Below are 15,452 nucleotides of genomic sequence, written 5' to 3'. Positions count from 1 at the left end.
CTATGCCGTATCTGCAGTAAGGAGGAAAATATGAACGAGAATATGCAGCAGTATCTGGAAAAAGCACAGGTGTTAATCGAAGCGCTCCCTTATATACAGCGCTTTAACCGTAAGATAATTGTGGTAAAATACGGCGGAAGCGCGATGGTGGACGAGGCGCTGAAAAGACAGGTGATTGAAGATGTTACGCTCTTGAAGCTGGTTGGATTTAAGCCCATTATTGTACACGGCGGAGGAAAAGAGATCAGCAGATGGGTCGGCAAGGTGGGAATGGAGCCGCATTTTGTCAATGGCCTGCGTGTGACGGATGAGGAAACAATGGAAGTGGCGGAGATGGTGCTCGGCAAGGTGAATAAAAGCCTGGTACAGCTTGTGGAGGAGCTGGGCGTGCGCGCAATCGGTATCAGCGGCAAGGACGGCGGACTCCTGAAAGTAGATAAAAAGCTTTCCAACGGAGAGGATATCGGTTTCGTGGGAGAAGTTAAAAAGGTGAATGCAGAGATTCTCTATGACCTTTTGGAAAAAGATTTTCTCCCAATCGTCTGCCCGGTGGGAATGGACGATGAATACAATACATACAATATCAATGCAGATGATGCGGCCTGTGCGATCGCAAGAGCGATGAAAGCGGAAAAGCTGGCGTTTCTGACGGATATTGAGGGAGTGTACAAAGATCCTGATGATCCCAAGACGCTGATCTCCGAACTCCGGGTGGATGAGGCACAGCAGCTGATGAATGATGGCTATATCGGGGGCGGCATGCTGCCTAAGCTGCAGAACTGTATTGATGCTATAGAAAACGGGGTTTCCAGGGTACATATTTTGGACGGGCGGATTCCGCATTGTCTGCTGCTGGAGATCTTTACGAACAAAGGAATTGGAACCGCAATATTAAACGGAGAGGAAAGCAGGTATTATCATGGTGAACAGTAAGATACAGGCAGGGGAGGAGAACCTGCTGCATGTTTACAATCGTTTCCCTATAGCTCTGGACCATGGGGAGGGAATGTATGTTTATGACACGGAAGGCAGAAAGTTTTTGGATTTTGCCGCGGGATTTGCCGTTACAGGCCTGGGTTACAGCCACAAAAAGCTGAATGAGGCGCTGAAGGCGCAGATTGATAAGATCTACCACATTTCGAATCTTTATTACCATGAGAATTGCGGAGAGGCAGCAAGGGAGCTTAACCGCATATCAGGCATGGACCGAGTCTTCTTTACCAACAGCGGCAGTGAGGCCAACGAAGGGGCATTAAAGGCGGCGAGACGCTATGCATATACGAAAAAGACCGGCAGATACGAATTTATTGCAATGGAGAATTCGTTTCACGGTAGGAGTTTCGGGGCAGTCTCTGTTACCGGACATGATTCTTACAGAGAGCCATTTGAGCCGGTGGTTCCTGGCGTACGATTTGCAAAATTCAACGACCTGGACAGTGTGGAAGCGCTGGTAAATGAAAAGACCTGTGCCATTATCCTGGAGCCGCTGCAGGGAGAGGGCGGCATCAACCTTGCCACGCAGGAGTTTGTGGAAGGCATCCGGCGGCTCTGCGATGAGAACGGCATCCTGATGATCTTTGACGAAGTCCAGTGCGGCATGGGTCGTACGGGTAACATGTTTACCTGGCAGGGGTTTGGTGTGAAGCCGGATATTCTTACCATGGCAAAGGCAATTGGCAACGGAATACCGGTAGGCGCATTTGCGATGACACAAGAAGTTGCGGATTACTCTTTGAAACCGGGAGACCACGGAGCTACCTATGGCGGAAACCCGCTGGCATGCACCGCGGTGAAGACGGTCATAGAGATCTTTGAACAGGAGCAGATTCTGGAACACGTAAATGACATTTCCCCATATCTGATCAAACGCCTGGACGAACTAACTGATAAATGGGATTGTATTCTTCAGAGAAAAGGAAAAGGACTGATGCAGGGGCTTGCATTTGACAGACCTGTGGCAGAAGTCAATCAGAAAGCGATCGAAGAGGGGCTGCTGGTGATACAGGCGGCGGGCAATGTGATCCGTCTGCTTCCCCCGCTGATCGTGGAAGAAAAGCACATTGATGAGATGGTGGAGCGGTTTGAACGGGTTCTTGCCGGACTATCCTAGAGCCCGCCATAAACCACGGAAAATAATAACATACTCGAAATAAAAACCAGTCATTGAGGACATACTATAGAAAAGCAGAAGAAAAACTGCAGGAGGTATGAGGATATGATTGGTTTTTTTATTGCACTGCTGTCAGGTGCATTGATGAGCGTTCAGGGGGTTTTTAACACACAGGTAACAAAGACGACGGGAATGTGGGTCGGCAATGCCTGGGTACAGCTGTCCGCTTTTTTGGTATGTGCGGTTGCATGGTTTATCACAGGCCGCGACAGCATTACTGCGATCGCAAAAGTAGAGCCTAAATATATGCTGCTGGGCGGCGTGATCGGCGCCGGTATTACATGGACGGTTATAAAAAGTATGTCTGCACTGGGCCCTGCAAAAGCGGCCCTTTTGATTGTCATTGCGCAGCTGATTGTTGCATATGTGATTGAGCTGATGGGATTGTTTGGGGTGGATAAGGAGCCGCTGGACTGGAGAAAAATCGGCGGGCTTGCCCTTGCGCTGATCGGAATTGCGATCTTCCAGTGGGAATAACTGCATCGGCTTAATAAAGATGTAACAAAAACGTAAAAATATGTATTGTAATTTAAACTATTATTCGTTACAATATTAATGTCCGGCGAGGGGATTCTCAAACAGTAAGAAGACTGTGAGGGAATTATGAAGGACAGATTGGTTAAAAAGTTCTGTGTATTCTTCTTAGCGGCCTGTACCGCAGGAGTGCTGGCGTCAGGATGCACAAGAGAAAGAACAGATACTTTATCGGAGTTGGAACTGGAGCAGGAGAAAATTGAAGCAGAAGAGGCGTCAGAAGATGCCGTGCAGCGGGAAGAACCCGGTACGGTATTCGTCTATGTCTGTGGTGCTGTGAATGCTCCGGGGGTATATGAATTAGCCGGTGATGCGCGGGTATATGAGGCGATTGCACTGGCAGGCGGCTTGAATGATGCAGCTGCAGGGGAAGCTTTAAACCAGGCCAGTACAGTAACAGATGGGGAGCGCATTTATATACCGACGGCGGAGGAACTGGAAAAAGGGATTGTAGACGGCCAGACGGCAGAAGTAACAGGAACGGACAATCAGGGAAAGATAAATATTAATACGGCTGCAAAAGAGGAACTCAAGACACTGCCCGGCATCGGAGATGCCAAAGCTGACAGTATTATTTCCTACCGGGAAGCAAACGGCGGATTTCAGACCGTGGAAGAGCTGATGCAGGTTGAGGGAATCAAAGAGGGAGTATTTAATAAAATAAAAGACAGAGTAGTAAGCTGAGGTATTTGTCCACTCGGTCCGTGAGGTTTTCATGATCTTCGGGCCGTGGTGGATGAACGGATCTTCAGCATGCGGGAGTTAGGGAAAGAGGAGTATGAGCGAAAAGAAGATCTTAGTAGTGGATGATGAAAAATTAATAGTTAAGGGGATCCGTTTCAGCCTGGAACAGGACGGTATGGAGGTGGACTGCGCCTATGACGGTGAGGAGGCTCTGGAGTATGCCAGAAACTGCGAGTACGATCTTGTTCTCCTGGATGTCATGCTTCCGAAGCTGGACGGATTTCAGGTCTGCCAGCAGATCCGAGAGTTTTCCGACATGCCGGTTGTCATGCTGACAGCTAAGAGCGAGGACATGGACAAGATTCTCGGCCTGGAATACGGGGCGGATGATTATATTACAAAGCCTTTCAACATTCTGGAAGTGAAGGCGCGCATAAAGGCCATTATGAGAAGAACAGCGAAGCGGGAAGAGCCTGCAGGCAGTACGGTCATTATAAAAGGGGCCATGCGGATTGATTGTGAGAGCCGGAGAGTTTTCATCGGTGAGCGGGAGATCAATCTGACGGCAAAGGAATTCGATGTGCTGGAACTGCTGGCGATGAATCCGAATAAAGTATACAGCAGGGAGAATCTGCTGAATCTGATATGGGGATACGATTATCCGGGAGATGCAAGAACAGTGGATGTGCATATCAAGCGCCTGCGTGAGAAGATCGAGAAGAATCCGAGCGAGCCAAAATATGTACATACAAAGTGGGGAGTTGGTTATTATTTCCAGGGGTGATTTTCATTTTAATCTGAACAGTAAATTTCTAAAAAGCCTGCGGTTCTGTATTATACTGCTGCTTCTTGTCGTGTCCACTGTGCCCTGTGCTGCGGCATACAGGGGTATCATCAAGGCATACGAGGCGCGCGCAGTATCCCTTAGAACCGCGGATATACAAAATCAATGTACAATTCTAAGCAATCAGCTAAACAGCTATAATTATCTGGCGGATACTTCATCCGAGGTTATCAATGCAAGTTTGACGCAGTTAACGAATATATATAATGGGCGGGTAATGATTGTAGATAAAGAGCTGCGTGTCGTAAAGGACACATACAGCCTGGATGAAGGGAAAACAATCGTATCCGAAGATGTCATCCGCTGTATGAAAGGCAGCAGTACGAATTATTATGATAAAGCGAACCGGTACATAGAAGTGACCTCGCCGATTATGACGGGGGATACGGAAGAGATATCGGGTGTCATGCTGGCCAGCGTATCTACGGATACGATCGAAGACAGCCTGAAGATTCTGAGCACAAAAGGAAGCGCTATTCTGGGAATTGTTTTCATACTGATGCTGGGACTGAGCCTGTTTATTGCGGACCGGATTGTAAAACCGCTGCGCAGAATCACAGAATCCATTGCGGATGTATCCGAAGGGTATGATGATGAAGTGCTCCATGTGAATACATTTACCGAGACAAAGCAGCTTTCCGAAGCTTTTAACAAGATGCTGGGGAGGCTGAAGCAGCTGGATGAATCCAGGGAAGAGTTTGTATCCAACGTATCACATGAGCTGCGTACGCCGCTGACATCCATGAAAGTACTGGCAGATTCCCTTCTGGCGCAAGAAGATGTTCCAATCGAACTGTACCAGGAGTTCATGGGGGACATTGCGAAAGAGATTGACAGAGAGAATGATATTATTGCTGACCTTTTGTCTCTGGTAAAGATGGACAAGACTGCCAAGAATCTGAATATTAATACGGTTAATATCAACGAACTGATGGAACTGATTCTGAAGAGGCTCAAGCCGATTGCAGAAAAGAAGAATGTTGAGGTGGTTCTGGAAAGTTTCCGTCCGGTTACGGCAGAGATTGACGAGGTAAAGCTTACACTGGCAATTTCTAATCTGGTGGAGAATGCAATTAAATACAACCATGAAGAGGGATGGGTTCATGTCTCTCTTAATGCTGACCACAAATATTTCTATGTAAAAGTTGCGGATTCAGGGATCGGTATTCCGGAACAGGATCAGCAGCATATATTTGAGCGTTTTTACCGGGTGGATAAGTCCCATTCACGGGAGATGGGCGGTACCGGCCTGGGACTTGCCATTACAAGAAACGCAATCATTATGCACAGGGGATCCATCAAAGTATACAGCAGCGAGGGTGAGGGGACGACATTCACGGTACGGATCCCGCTGACCTATGTTGCTTAGAAGGAGGCAGTACCAATATGAAAAGAAGAATTGCAGGCCTGTTAACCGTCTGTTTCTGTCTGCTACTCCTTCTGTCTGCATGTTCAAAGCGGACGGCAGTGAAAGATGACAGCCCCTTTATTTATTGTCTGAATGGGGAGCGGACAGGCCTAATAAAAGTGAATTATGAGGTTAAAAGCAATGACCCGCTCCAGGCGGCAGAAGCAATGCTGAAAGAACTGGCGAAGCCGTCCGAGGATATTGATTATACCGCGCCGATACCAAAAGGGGTAAAAGTGAATACCTGTAAGCTGGAAGGGGAGCTTCTGTATCTCGATTTCAACGGGCGTTATACGGATATTCCGCCGCTTGAGGAAAAGCTGGTGAGGGCGGCAGTGGTCCAGTCTCTGATCAAGATTGAAGGAATCAGTGTTCTCCGGATTTCAGTGGACGGTGAGGATCTTAGGGACAGTGAAGGACAGATTCTCGGATATCAGAATGAAGATGATTTTGTGCAGAACACCGGCTCCTCACTGAACTCGTATCAAACGGGCACGCTGACACTATACTTCGCAAATGAGACAGGTGATAAACTGACAGAGCAGCATATGGACGTAAAATACAGCAGCAATATGTCGAAAGAGAAGTTGATCGTGGAAAAGCTAATGAAGGGACCGAAAAAGAATGCCGGATATCCCACAATTAATCCGGCCGTCAGCCTTCTCGGGGTGACAATAAAAGACGGGATCTGTTATGTGAATCTGGATGATGAATTTCTGACAGGGGGAGTGGATGTCAAACCGGAGATCACCATTTATTCCATAGTAAACTCTCTTGTAGAGGGGACAACGGCGAGTAAAGTGCAGATTACGGTAAACGGAGAGAAGAACATTTCTTACAAGGATACGGTTGATTTGACCCAGCCACTGCAGCGGGATATGAGCTGGGTAGAAAATGCGGAGGAAGAATGATAAAAAGGCCACTATGTGCGGCAGCAGTTCTTTTTCTCGGAATACAGACTGTCCTGGCGGGCGGGTTTCATATAGCACCGGACTGGAAACCCACCCGGCTGGAGTCCGGGATCGGCGGCAAAGAAAAAGTCGTGCTGGATGGGACAATCTATCGCAGGGAAGAGAAACCAAACTGTAGAGTATTATATCTTAAGGACAATCTTGTCCATCTGAAGAATCAAATCTTTCAGGAATCAAAAATTCTTGTTTATATCCAAACAGAACATCACACAGCAATCGGGAACCAAATACAGATAACAGGGACGGCGGAGGGCTTCCCAGAAGCCAGAAATCCGGGGAATTTTGATCAGAAATTCTATTACCGCAAGCAGGGAATCCATGTATCCGTATGGGCGGACGACGTAAAAATACTGGATGCAGAAGAATATCGGATACGGGAAAATCTGGCGGTGCTCAGGGAGCGATGGAAGACGCTCTTGATCAAATGCATGGGAGAATACTACGGGAGCACTATGAGCGCTATGCTTCTGGGCGACAAAAGCGGACTGGACAGTGAGCTGAAAGAACTATATCAGAAAAGCGGAATCGGGCATGCGCTCGCCATTTCAGGTTTGCATATGTCCTTTTTAGGCATCGGGCTGTATAAATTATTGCGCAGAGCCGGCCTGCCTTTTAGCATAGCCGGAGGGATTGGAATTTGTTTCTTACTGGCCTATACACTGATGATCGGCTGCGGGGTATCCAGTATCCGGGCGTTTGTCATGTATTTTGTCAGAATGGGTGCAGATATAACCGGAAGAGACTACGATATGCCGACCAGCCTGTCGCTTGCGGCAGCAGTGATCGTGGCATGGCAGCCTCTTTTTCTTCTGGACGCAGGTTTTCTGCTTTCCTTCGGCGCGCTGTTGGGAATTACCGCCGTCAATCCGTGTCTTGAATCCTGTTTTTTGCGGGGAAAGAAAGGTCGGAAAATCTTCAGCAGCTTCCTTGCAAGTCTATCTGTCAATCTTACATTGCTGCCGGTTATGTTGTATTTCTATTTTGAATTCCCTGTGTATTCCGTTATCCTGAACCTTCTTGTAATTCCTCTGATGTCCCTGGTGCTGGGAAGCGGTGTGATCGGCTCCCTGGCGGCCATTGTATCCGTACGGGCAGGCGCAGTGCTGCTGCAGGTCTGTAAGGGGGTCCTGTTTTTATACGAAAAAGCTTGTTCAGCCAGTATGGAATTACCGGTAAGCAGGATTGTATCGGGGCAGCCGGAAAAAGGGTGGATGGTTATTTACTATATTCTCTTATTTTTGTTTTGTCTGGCGGTATACCGGCTGAAAACAGTAAAAGAAAAGGGGACATCCCGCGCGTCTTTACCGTTCGTGATATCCTCCCGCAAAAAGCTAATGGGGGGCGCAGGGCTCTTATTCCTTTGTGGCACATTATTTATCACATGTATGCGGACCTATCATACCAGAGGAACCCTTCGGATTACTATGCTTGACGTGGGGCAGGGGGACGGCTTGTACATAAAAGGGCCGCAGGGGATGCGGTATTTTATAGATGGAGGGAGCAGCGATGTTTCTGATGTAGGTAAATACAGGATCGAGCCCTTTTTAAAATCCCAGGGCGTAAAAACGCTGGATTATGTCTTTATCTCTCATGGAGACGCAGACCATATGAGCGGAATCGAGGAACTGCTGGAGAACCAGCGTCTGGGAATCCGTATCCGAAATCTGGTTCTGCCTCCGGATAGAGTACAGGACGATGCGCTGAAAAAGCTGGCAGTAAAAGCAGCGGAAAACAATACAAGAGTCGTTGTGATGGATGCGGGCGACAGAATGACAGAAGGAAATTTTCGATTGTCCTGCAAAGCACCGGCAGCAGCGTACAAGGGGGAGAACGGGAACGCCGCATCCATGGTGTTGGAGGCAGAATACGGAGATTTTGATATGTTGTTTACCGGAGACGTGGAGGGGGAAGGAGAAAAACTTCTGGAACAGGGAGGGCTCCGCCGGTATGACGTGCTGAAAGTGGCGCACCATGGGTCTAAAAATTCCAGTTCCAGGGCATTTCTTGGGCAGACACTGCCCGTTATCGCCTGGATATCATCAGGGATTGATAACCGGTACGGGCATCCCCATAAAGAGACGATAGAAAAGCTGGAAGAGACAGGGAGCAGAATATACGTTACACAGGAATGCGGTGCGGTAACGCTGGCGACCGATGGAGAAAGCGCAGAGATCGAGGCCTATTTGAGAACGTTTCGCCGGTGAATATAGAAACTGGAGAACATCTATAAACTATTAAAAAAATAATAAGGATTTAATAATTTTGCAACTAAAAAATAGTTGCAAATACAGCGGCATTATTATATAATAAAGGAGGAAATAATGAGTAAGAAAAATAAATTAATAAAGCGTCTATATACGGTTCCCAGTGATTTTACATACGATGAGCTAAGACAGCTCCTAAAATATTTTGGGTTCCGGGAAGTAGAAACCGGGAAAACCAGCGGCTCAGCTGTAAAGTATTATAACAGGGAGTTAGGGGTCCCCATCTATATACATAGGCCGCATCCGGGAAACATCGTCAAAAAATATGTTTTAAGAGAGCTGATTCGCTTATTAAGCAAGGAGGAATTGTGATGGGTAACTGCATGAAATATAAAGAATATTATGGTACGATTGAATATTCAGATGAGGATCAATGCTTTCATGGGAAGGTACTTGGTATCAAAGGACTGGTTACCTTTGAAGGCGAGAGTGTGCAGGAATTAAGAGCGTCTTTTCGGGAAATGGTAGATGAATATCTGAAAGACTGTGAACGTAAACACATTGCTCCGGATAAGAGCTATAAGGGGAGTTTTAACATACGGATCGCCCCGGAGCTTCATAGAGAAGCGTCGTTGCGCGCAGCGAACGAAGGAATTTCCCTGAATGCACTAGTCGAAAAGGCAATTTCATTATATGCCGCCACATCGTTTCATAAATAACAAGTCCGTGTAAAGGTTCAGGCGGACCTAAACTGTTACAGTCCGCTAGTATAGATCAGAGTAAATAGCATGATGGTTCGCTGCGTATAATTCTTCGAGAGTGCAGATGCAAATACGCAGGCGTAGTGGGGCTACGCTGAGGCTTTTGCATCTGTGCTTTCGGGAAATCAGACCGACGAAACATTGTGCTATTTACTTTCAGTTATACTAGTTATTATTCACGGCCTATGCCGTGCATAGTAACGTCCATTACATTTATTTTACGATATGCCGGAAAATATTTTGCATAATCGAGAACTTTCCTATATAATAGATACGTTATGAAGAGTTTAAACGAAGATTTAAAAACAGGACAATTCAGGCAGATATATCTTCTCTACGGGGAAGAGAATTATCTGAAGAAGCAGTATAAGGATCGGTTTACGAAGGCAATGCTCCCGAACGGGGATACGATGAATTACGCTTATTATGAAGGGAAAGGCGTAGATGTCAGGGAGGTCATTGATCTGGCTGAAACTCTGCCGTTCTTTGCTGAGCGCCGGCTGCTGGTATTCGAAAACACCGGATTCTTTAAGAGTGCGGGGGCAGATCTGGCCGATTATATTAAGGATATGCCGGATACTACATTTTTTATTTTCGTAGAAAATGAAGTGGACAAGCGCAGCAAGCTGTTTAAAGCAGTGAAGGCGAAAGGGCATATTGCAGAGCTGCCGTTTCAGGATGAGCCGATGCTGAAAAAGTGGATTCTGGGGATGGTGCGCAAGGAGAATAAGCAGATATCAGAGTCTACAGTGACCTATCTGTTGAATAAAGTCGGTACAGATATGGAGAATATACAGAAGGAACTGGAAAAACTATTCTGCTATACACTGGAGAAAGACAGTATTCTGCCGGAAGATGTGGACGCGGTATGTGTGACGCAGATTTCCAACCATATTTTTGATATGGTCAATGCAGTGGCGGATAAGAGGCAGGTGCGGGCGCTGGAGCTTTACTATGAATTGGTAGCTCTGAAAGAACCTCCAATGCGGATTCTGTATCTGATGACCCGGCAGTATCGGATTCTGCACCAGGTTAAGGATCTGCTAAAGAAGGGGTATGGCAGAAAAGAAATCGCATCCAAGGCAGGCCTGCATCCTTTTGCTGCAGGCAAATACATGGATCAGGCAAAACACTTCAGAAGCAGCGAACTCCGCGCAATTATGGAGGACAGTGCGGATATTGAAGAACGCGTGAAAACAGGGCGTCTGACGGATGTACTGGCGGTTGAGCTGTTTATTGTAAAATACTCTTCCGTGTCAAAGAGATAAAGAAAGGTTGGAGGAATAAAAGTGTCAGTAATAGATCAGAGTAAAATTCGTAATTTTTGTATCATAGCACATATCGATCATGGAAAATCTACTTTGGCGGATCGGATCATCGAAATGACAGGACTGCTGACAAGCCGTGAGATGCAATCCCAGGTGCTTGATAATATGGATCTGGAAAGGGAACGCGGGATTACCATCAAGGCACAGACCGTGCGTACTGTTTATAAAGCAAAGGATGGGGAGGAGTATATTCTCAACCTGATAGATACGCCCGGGCATGTGGATTTTAACTACGAGGTGTCCAGAAGCCTTGCGGCGTGCGACGGTGCGATCCTGGTGGTGGATGCCGCACAGGGCGTGGAGGCCCAGACGCTGGCCAATGTATACCTCGCGCTGGATCATGACCTGGATGTCATGCCGGTCATCAACAAGATCGACCTTCCAAGTGCGGATGCGGAGCGGGTAAAAGAAGAAATAGAAGACGTGATCGGCATTGACGCCGAGGACGCGCCGCTGATTTCGGCAAAGACCGGATTGAATGTGGAAGAGGTGCTGGAGCAGATCGTGGAGAAGATTCCAGCGCCGGAGGGAGATGCTTCGGCGCCTCTTCAGGCACTGATATTTGACTCCCTTTACGATTCTTATAAGGGTGTAATCGTTTTCTGCCGGGTAAAAGAGGGAAGCGTAAGGAAAGGCACACCGATCCGTATGATGGCTACCGGAGCCACGGCAGAAGTTGTGGAGGTTGGATATTTCGGCGCAGGCCAGTTTATTCCCTGTGAAGAACTGAGCGCCGGAATGGTAGGCTATATTACGGCCAGCCTGAAAAATGTTAAAGATACCCGTGTGGGAGATACGGTGACCAATGCGGAGAGACCCTGTGAGGAGCCGCTGCCGGGATATAAAAAAGTAAATCCTATGGTCTACTGCGGAATGTATCCGGCGGACGGAGCGAAGTACCCGGATCTGAGGGATGCGCTGGAAAAGCTTCAACTCAATGATGCGGCCCTGCAGTTCGAGGCGGAGACCTCTGTTGCGCTGGGATTTGGTTTCCGCTGTGGCTTTCTGGGATTACTGCATCTGGAGATTATTCAGGAGCGTCTGGAGCGGGAATACAACCTGGATCTGGTGACCACGGCCCCCAGCGTTATTTACAAGGTACACAAAACCAACGGAGATATTATTGATCTGACGAATCCGACAAACCTTCCGGATCCTGCGGAGATCGAATACATGGAGGAGCCAATCGTAAAAGCGGAGATCATGGTGACTTCCGAATTTATCGGCGCAATCATGGACTTATGCCAGGAGCGCCGCGGAGAATACCAGGGAATGGAATATATCGAAGAGAAGCGTGCGGTACTGCACTATCATCTGCCGCTCAATGAGATCATCTATGACTTTTTCGATGCCTTGAAGTCACGATCTAGGGGATATGCATCCTTTGATTACGAGATGCTGGGATACGTGCAGTCAGAACTTGTGAAACTGGATATCTTGATTAATAAAGAAGAGGTAGACGCCCTTTCCTTCATCGTACATGGAAGCACCGCGTACGAGAGAGGCAGAAAGATGTGCGAGAAGCTGAAAGAAGAGATACCGCGCCAGCTGTTTGAGATTCCGATCCAGGCAGCCGTTGGCAGCAAGATCATCGCCCGTGAGACCGTCAGGGCAATGCGTAAGGATGTGCTAGCAAAATGCTACGGCGGAGATATTTCCCGTAAGAAAAAGCTTCTGGAAAAGCAGAAGGAAGGAAAGAAGCGCATGCGTCAGGTTGGCAGCGTCGAGATACCGCAGAAGGCATTCATGAGCGTGCTGAAATTGGATGATAAGTAATATGAAGAAAGAACTGGAGCTGTACCTGCATATCCCTTTCTGCGTGAAAAAATGTGCATACTGCGACTTTCTCTCTGCGCCTGCGGATGAGGACGCAAAGCAGGAGTATGTGAATGCGCTGCTTTGCGAAATACAGGGATATGAAGCATACCATGAGTCGTACCAGGTTACGACGATATTTATGGGAGGCGGGACTCCCTCCCTGCTGACGGGAGATCAGGTTATAGTAATATTTGACGCCCTGCATCAAAGTTTCCAGATTGCAGAGAATGCGGAAGTCACAATAGAGGCCAATCCAGGAACCGTAACAAAAGAGAAGCTGAAAGCCTGGAAAGCGGCCGGTATTAACCGTCTGAGCATCGGACTTCAGTCCGCGGATAACGAAGAGCTGAAGATGCTTGGAAGAATCCATACGTGGGAAGAGTTTCTCACAACCTACGATCTGGCCAGAAAACAGGGTTTTGATAACATTAATATCGACCTGATCTCAGCCATCCCCGGACAGACAGAGGCGAGCTGGAAAAAGACGCTCACCAAAGCCGCAAGGCTGGATACGGAGCATATCTCCGCCTATAGCCTGATGATAGAGGAGGGAACGCCTTTTTATGAAAGATATGGGGAAAATGCCGGACAAGGTCTGACGGAAAGCCATGCAGCAGAAAATACAGCGCCGCTGCTGCCAGATGAAGACGCAGAAAGAAAAATCTACGAGATGACTGCAGAGATTCTGTCAGAGTATGGCTATCAGAGGTACGAAATCTCCAACTATGCAAAAGAAGGATATGCCTGCCGCCATAATATGGGCTACTGGGAGAGAAAAGAATACCTGGGAATCGGTCTGGGTGCCTCCTCCCTTATTGGCAGGAGCAGATATCACAATACGGGTAATATTCGATCCTATATACAAAAAGTACAGGAGAAAGCGGACATAAAAGAGGACGTGGAACAACTGTCGGTTAAAGACGAGATAGAAGAATTCATGTTTCTTGGGTTAAGAAAGACTAAAGGAATTTCAATTTCCGGATTTGAAGAACTCTATAGACAGAGTATATTTGATGTTTATGGTACACAAATGAAAAAATTGATGGATGGCGGGCTGTTGGAAATGTCGGAAGATCGTATCCGGCTGACAGAAAAAGGGATCGATGTCAGTAATTTGGTGTTTTTGGAATTTATGGGGTAATTTTTTTGTGGCTGTGGGGGCGCCATCTAGCTCCTTGATGGCTGGGCGCATCAGGGCGGGAGAAAAATTAACAGGGGGATTTCTGGGGAGGCGGCGGATTGAGTTGGGGAGAGGTTCGGTATTGAAAGGCGATGTTGGTAAAGCTGCTTTAATGATTGGGGGAAGTTTGCAGCATACCACTATTTCAATACAATAACTCCTGCCACCGCTCCTGCTATTATCCATATGAGGGGATGGATGCTTTTGAGTGGTTTGATCTGCAGCAGTGTGAAGATGACAAATCCGATCAGGATGGCGGTATAGTTGAGTGAGAGGATTTCTTTGCTGGCGTCGGCGAATGTTATACGGACAATCTGCCATACGGCGTATCCGATCAGTGCGGCTATCATGGGACGGATTCCGTAAAAGGCGGATTTGACGTATTTGTTTTCGCTGAAGTTGGACATGAATTTGGCTATGATGATTATGACAATGAGGGCAGGACAGATTAGGCCGATGGTCGCAGTCAGCGCTCCGGGGATTCCCCCTGCATGAAAGCCTGCATAGGTTGCCATGTTAATACCGATCGGGCCGGGGGTACTTTCACTAATTGCTATCATATTTGCCAGTTCCGTTTTGGTAAACCATGTATATTTTTGGGTCAGCTCCATCAAAAAAGGTACGGTTGCCATACCTCCGCCGATAGAAAAAAGCCCGATTTTAAAGAACTCTATAAATAAGGTAAGATAGATCATGATCGTTTTTTCTCCTTCAGTATATTTACAATGATGCCGGTCCCGGCGGCACAAATGACCAGTATAATAGTAGGAACCGGAGAGAATGTGGCGAGTAGAAAACCAGCGAGGAAAATTAGCAGGCCAAGCTTATCACGGATGCCTGATCTGGCCAGCGAGATAACGGTATTGATCATCAGGGCGCAAACTGCAATCCGAATGCCGGCCAGTGCATGCAGAACGACCGGAATGTCCATAAAACGGCTCAAAATACTGGCTATCAGACAGATAATAATAACAGAAGGGCTTACCATTCCCAAAGTACCAAAAACAGCTCCCGGAACGCCAGCCTGTTGATATCCGATATAAGTGGAGGTATTAACCGCAATAATACCCGGAGTACACTGCCCAATAGCATAGATATCCAGAATCTCCTCATCTGTAGCCCATTTCTTTTTCAGCACAACCTCACGTTTCAACATAGGCAGCATAGCCATGCCGCCTCCAAAAGTAAGTCCTCCTACGCGAAAAAAAGTCGCATACAATTCCCATAATTTCTTCATAAGGATCCTCCTATTACAAAAACACCCCTCCGGCACTTTATATCCGAAAGTGTTTTCCTTCCTAATTAGTAAAAACATATCATTTTATATATTCTACGACTTCTCATAAAAAGATTCAATCAAACCTTTGTAAAATCGGGATTTAGTGACGAGCTTTAGTCTCGGCGCGGATGGGGGCGCTCCATAAAGGGATAGCCGAAAACCTCCCGGAGAACATCCATGTCCTTTCAAAAATGCGACCACGGGCCTAAGAAATTCTAGGCGGGAAACAGCCCTGAAAATGGAGCACCACTGACACATCACGAGAAATCCG

General features: G+C 47.3%; 15 protein-coding genes. 13 read left to right on the top strand and 2 right to left on the bottom strand.

Annotated features, from left to right (window positions below; all coding sequences use genetic code 11):
* Positions 1-30 precede the first annotated feature (30 nt).
* The 13 genes from argB (at position 31) to hemW (ending at position 13,863) form a co-directional block, all read left to right on the top strand.
* On the top strand, positions 31-933 hold the full coding sequence (gene argB, locus GKG43_RS16370) for an acetylglutamate kinase (protein WP_050640030.1): 903 nt from the start codon (positions 31-33) through the stop codon (positions 931-933).
* A complete protein-coding gene (locus tag GKG43_RS16365) occupies positions 920-2,110 on the top strand; it encodes an aspartate aminotransferase family protein (RefSeq protein ID WP_050639934.1) in 1,191 nt (396 codons plus the stop codon). Before argB ends, GKG43_RS16365 begins: the two co-directional genes overlap by 14 nt.
* Positions 2,111-2,215: 105 nt before the next feature.
* Complete coding sequence (locus GKG43_RS16360; protein ID WP_050639935.1) at positions 2,216-2,647, top strand: DMT family transporter; 432 nt, start codon at positions 2,216-2,218, stop codon at positions 2,645-2,647.
* Between the two features lie 126 nt (positions 2,648-2,773).
* Positions 2,774-3,388 (top strand): helix-hairpin-helix domain-containing protein, encoded by a 615-nt coding sequence (locus tag GKG43_RS16355; protein ID WP_129879376.1) that lies wholly within the window; start codon positions 2,774-2,776, stop codon positions 3,386-3,388.
* A gap of 94 nt (positions 3,389-3,482) precedes the next feature.
* Positions 3,483-4,172 carry a response regulator transcription factor gene (locus GKG43_RS16350; RefSeq protein WP_129879374.1) on the top strand — a complete coding sequence of 230 codons (690 nt, stop codon included), beginning with the start codon at positions 3,483-3,485 and terminating at the stop codon, positions 4,170-4,172.
* A complete protein-coding gene (locus GKG43_RS16345; protein WP_173020119.1) occupies positions 4,129-5,601 on the top strand; it encodes an ATP-binding protein in 1,473 nt (490 codons plus the stop codon). Before GKG43_RS16350 ends, GKG43_RS16345 begins: the two co-directional genes overlap by 44 nt.
* A gap of 17 nt (positions 5,602-5,618) precedes the next feature.
* Positions 5,619-6,551, top strand: coding sequence for a GerMN domain-containing protein (locus GKG43_RS16340; RefSeq protein WP_129879372.1), 933 nt, complete (start codon positions 5,619-5,621; stop codon positions 6,549-6,551).
* Positions 6,548-8,815, top strand: coding sequence for a DNA internalization-related competence protein ComEC/Rec2 (locus GKG43_RS16335; protein WP_129879370.1), 2,268 nt, complete (start codon positions 6,548-6,550; stop codon positions 8,813-8,815). The genes GKG43_RS16340 and GKG43_RS16335 overlap by 4 nt, the downstream gene beginning before the upstream one ends.
* 117 nt (positions 8,816-8,932) lie before the next feature.
* Complete coding sequence (locus GKG43_RS16330) at positions 8,933-9,187, top strand: type II toxin-antitoxin system HicA family toxin (RefSeq protein WP_025657225.1); 255 nt, start codon at positions 8,933-8,935, stop codon at positions 9,185-9,187.
* Complete coding sequence (locus tag GKG43_RS16325; RefSeq protein ID WP_129879368.1) at positions 9,187-9,534, top strand: type II toxin-antitoxin system HicB family antitoxin; 348 nt, start codon at positions 9,187-9,189, stop codon at positions 9,532-9,534. The genes GKG43_RS16330 and GKG43_RS16325 overlap by 1 nt, the downstream gene beginning before the upstream one ends.
* Positions 9,535-9,854: 320 nt before the next feature.
* Positions 9,855-10,844: a DNA polymerase III subunit delta gene (holA, locus tag GKG43_RS16320; protein ID WP_129879366.1), complete on the top strand. Its 990-nt coding sequence runs from the start codon at positions 9,855-9,857 to the stop codon at positions 10,842-10,844.
* A 21-nt stretch (positions 10,845-10,865) separates the two neighbouring features.
* Positions 10,866-12,680, top strand: a complete 1,815-nt coding sequence (gene lepA, locus GKG43_RS16315) for a translation elongation factor 4 (protein WP_025657228.1) — start codon at positions 10,866-10,868, stop codon at positions 12,678-12,680.
* A 1-nt stretch (position 12,681) separates the two neighbouring features.
* On the top strand, positions 12,682-13,863 hold the full coding sequence (hemW, locus tag GKG43_RS16310; protein ID WP_129879364.1) for a radical SAM family heme chaperone HemW: 1,182 nt from the start codon (positions 12,682-12,684) through the stop codon (positions 13,861-13,863).
* Between the two features lie 179 nt (positions 13,864-14,042).
* Here hemW and GKG43_RS16305 read toward each other — a convergent pair whose 3' ends face one another.
* Positions 14,043-14,597, bottom strand: a complete 555-nt coding sequence (locus tag GKG43_RS16305; protein ID WP_129879362.1) for a chromate transporter — start codon at positions 14,595-14,597, stop codon at positions 14,043-14,045.
* Complete coding sequence (locus GKG43_RS16300) at positions 14,594-15,139, bottom strand: chromate transporter (protein ID WP_025657231.1); 546 nt, start codon at positions 15,137-15,139, stop codon at positions 14,594-14,596. The genes GKG43_RS16305 and GKG43_RS16300 overlap by 4 nt, the downstream gene beginning before the upstream one ends.
* Between the last annotated feature and the right edge of the window lie 313 nt (positions 15,140-15,452).

Origin of the sequence: Eubacterium sp. BIOML-A2 (genome assembly GCF_009680135.1) — a bacterium.
Taxonomy (GTDB): domain Bacteria; phylum Bacillota; class Clostridia; order Lachnospirales; family Lachnospiraceae; genus Faecalicatena; species Faecalicatena contortus_B.
The sequence above is the reverse complement of the archived record's forward strand: the minus strand, read 5'-3'. Positions and strand labels throughout refer to the sequence as shown.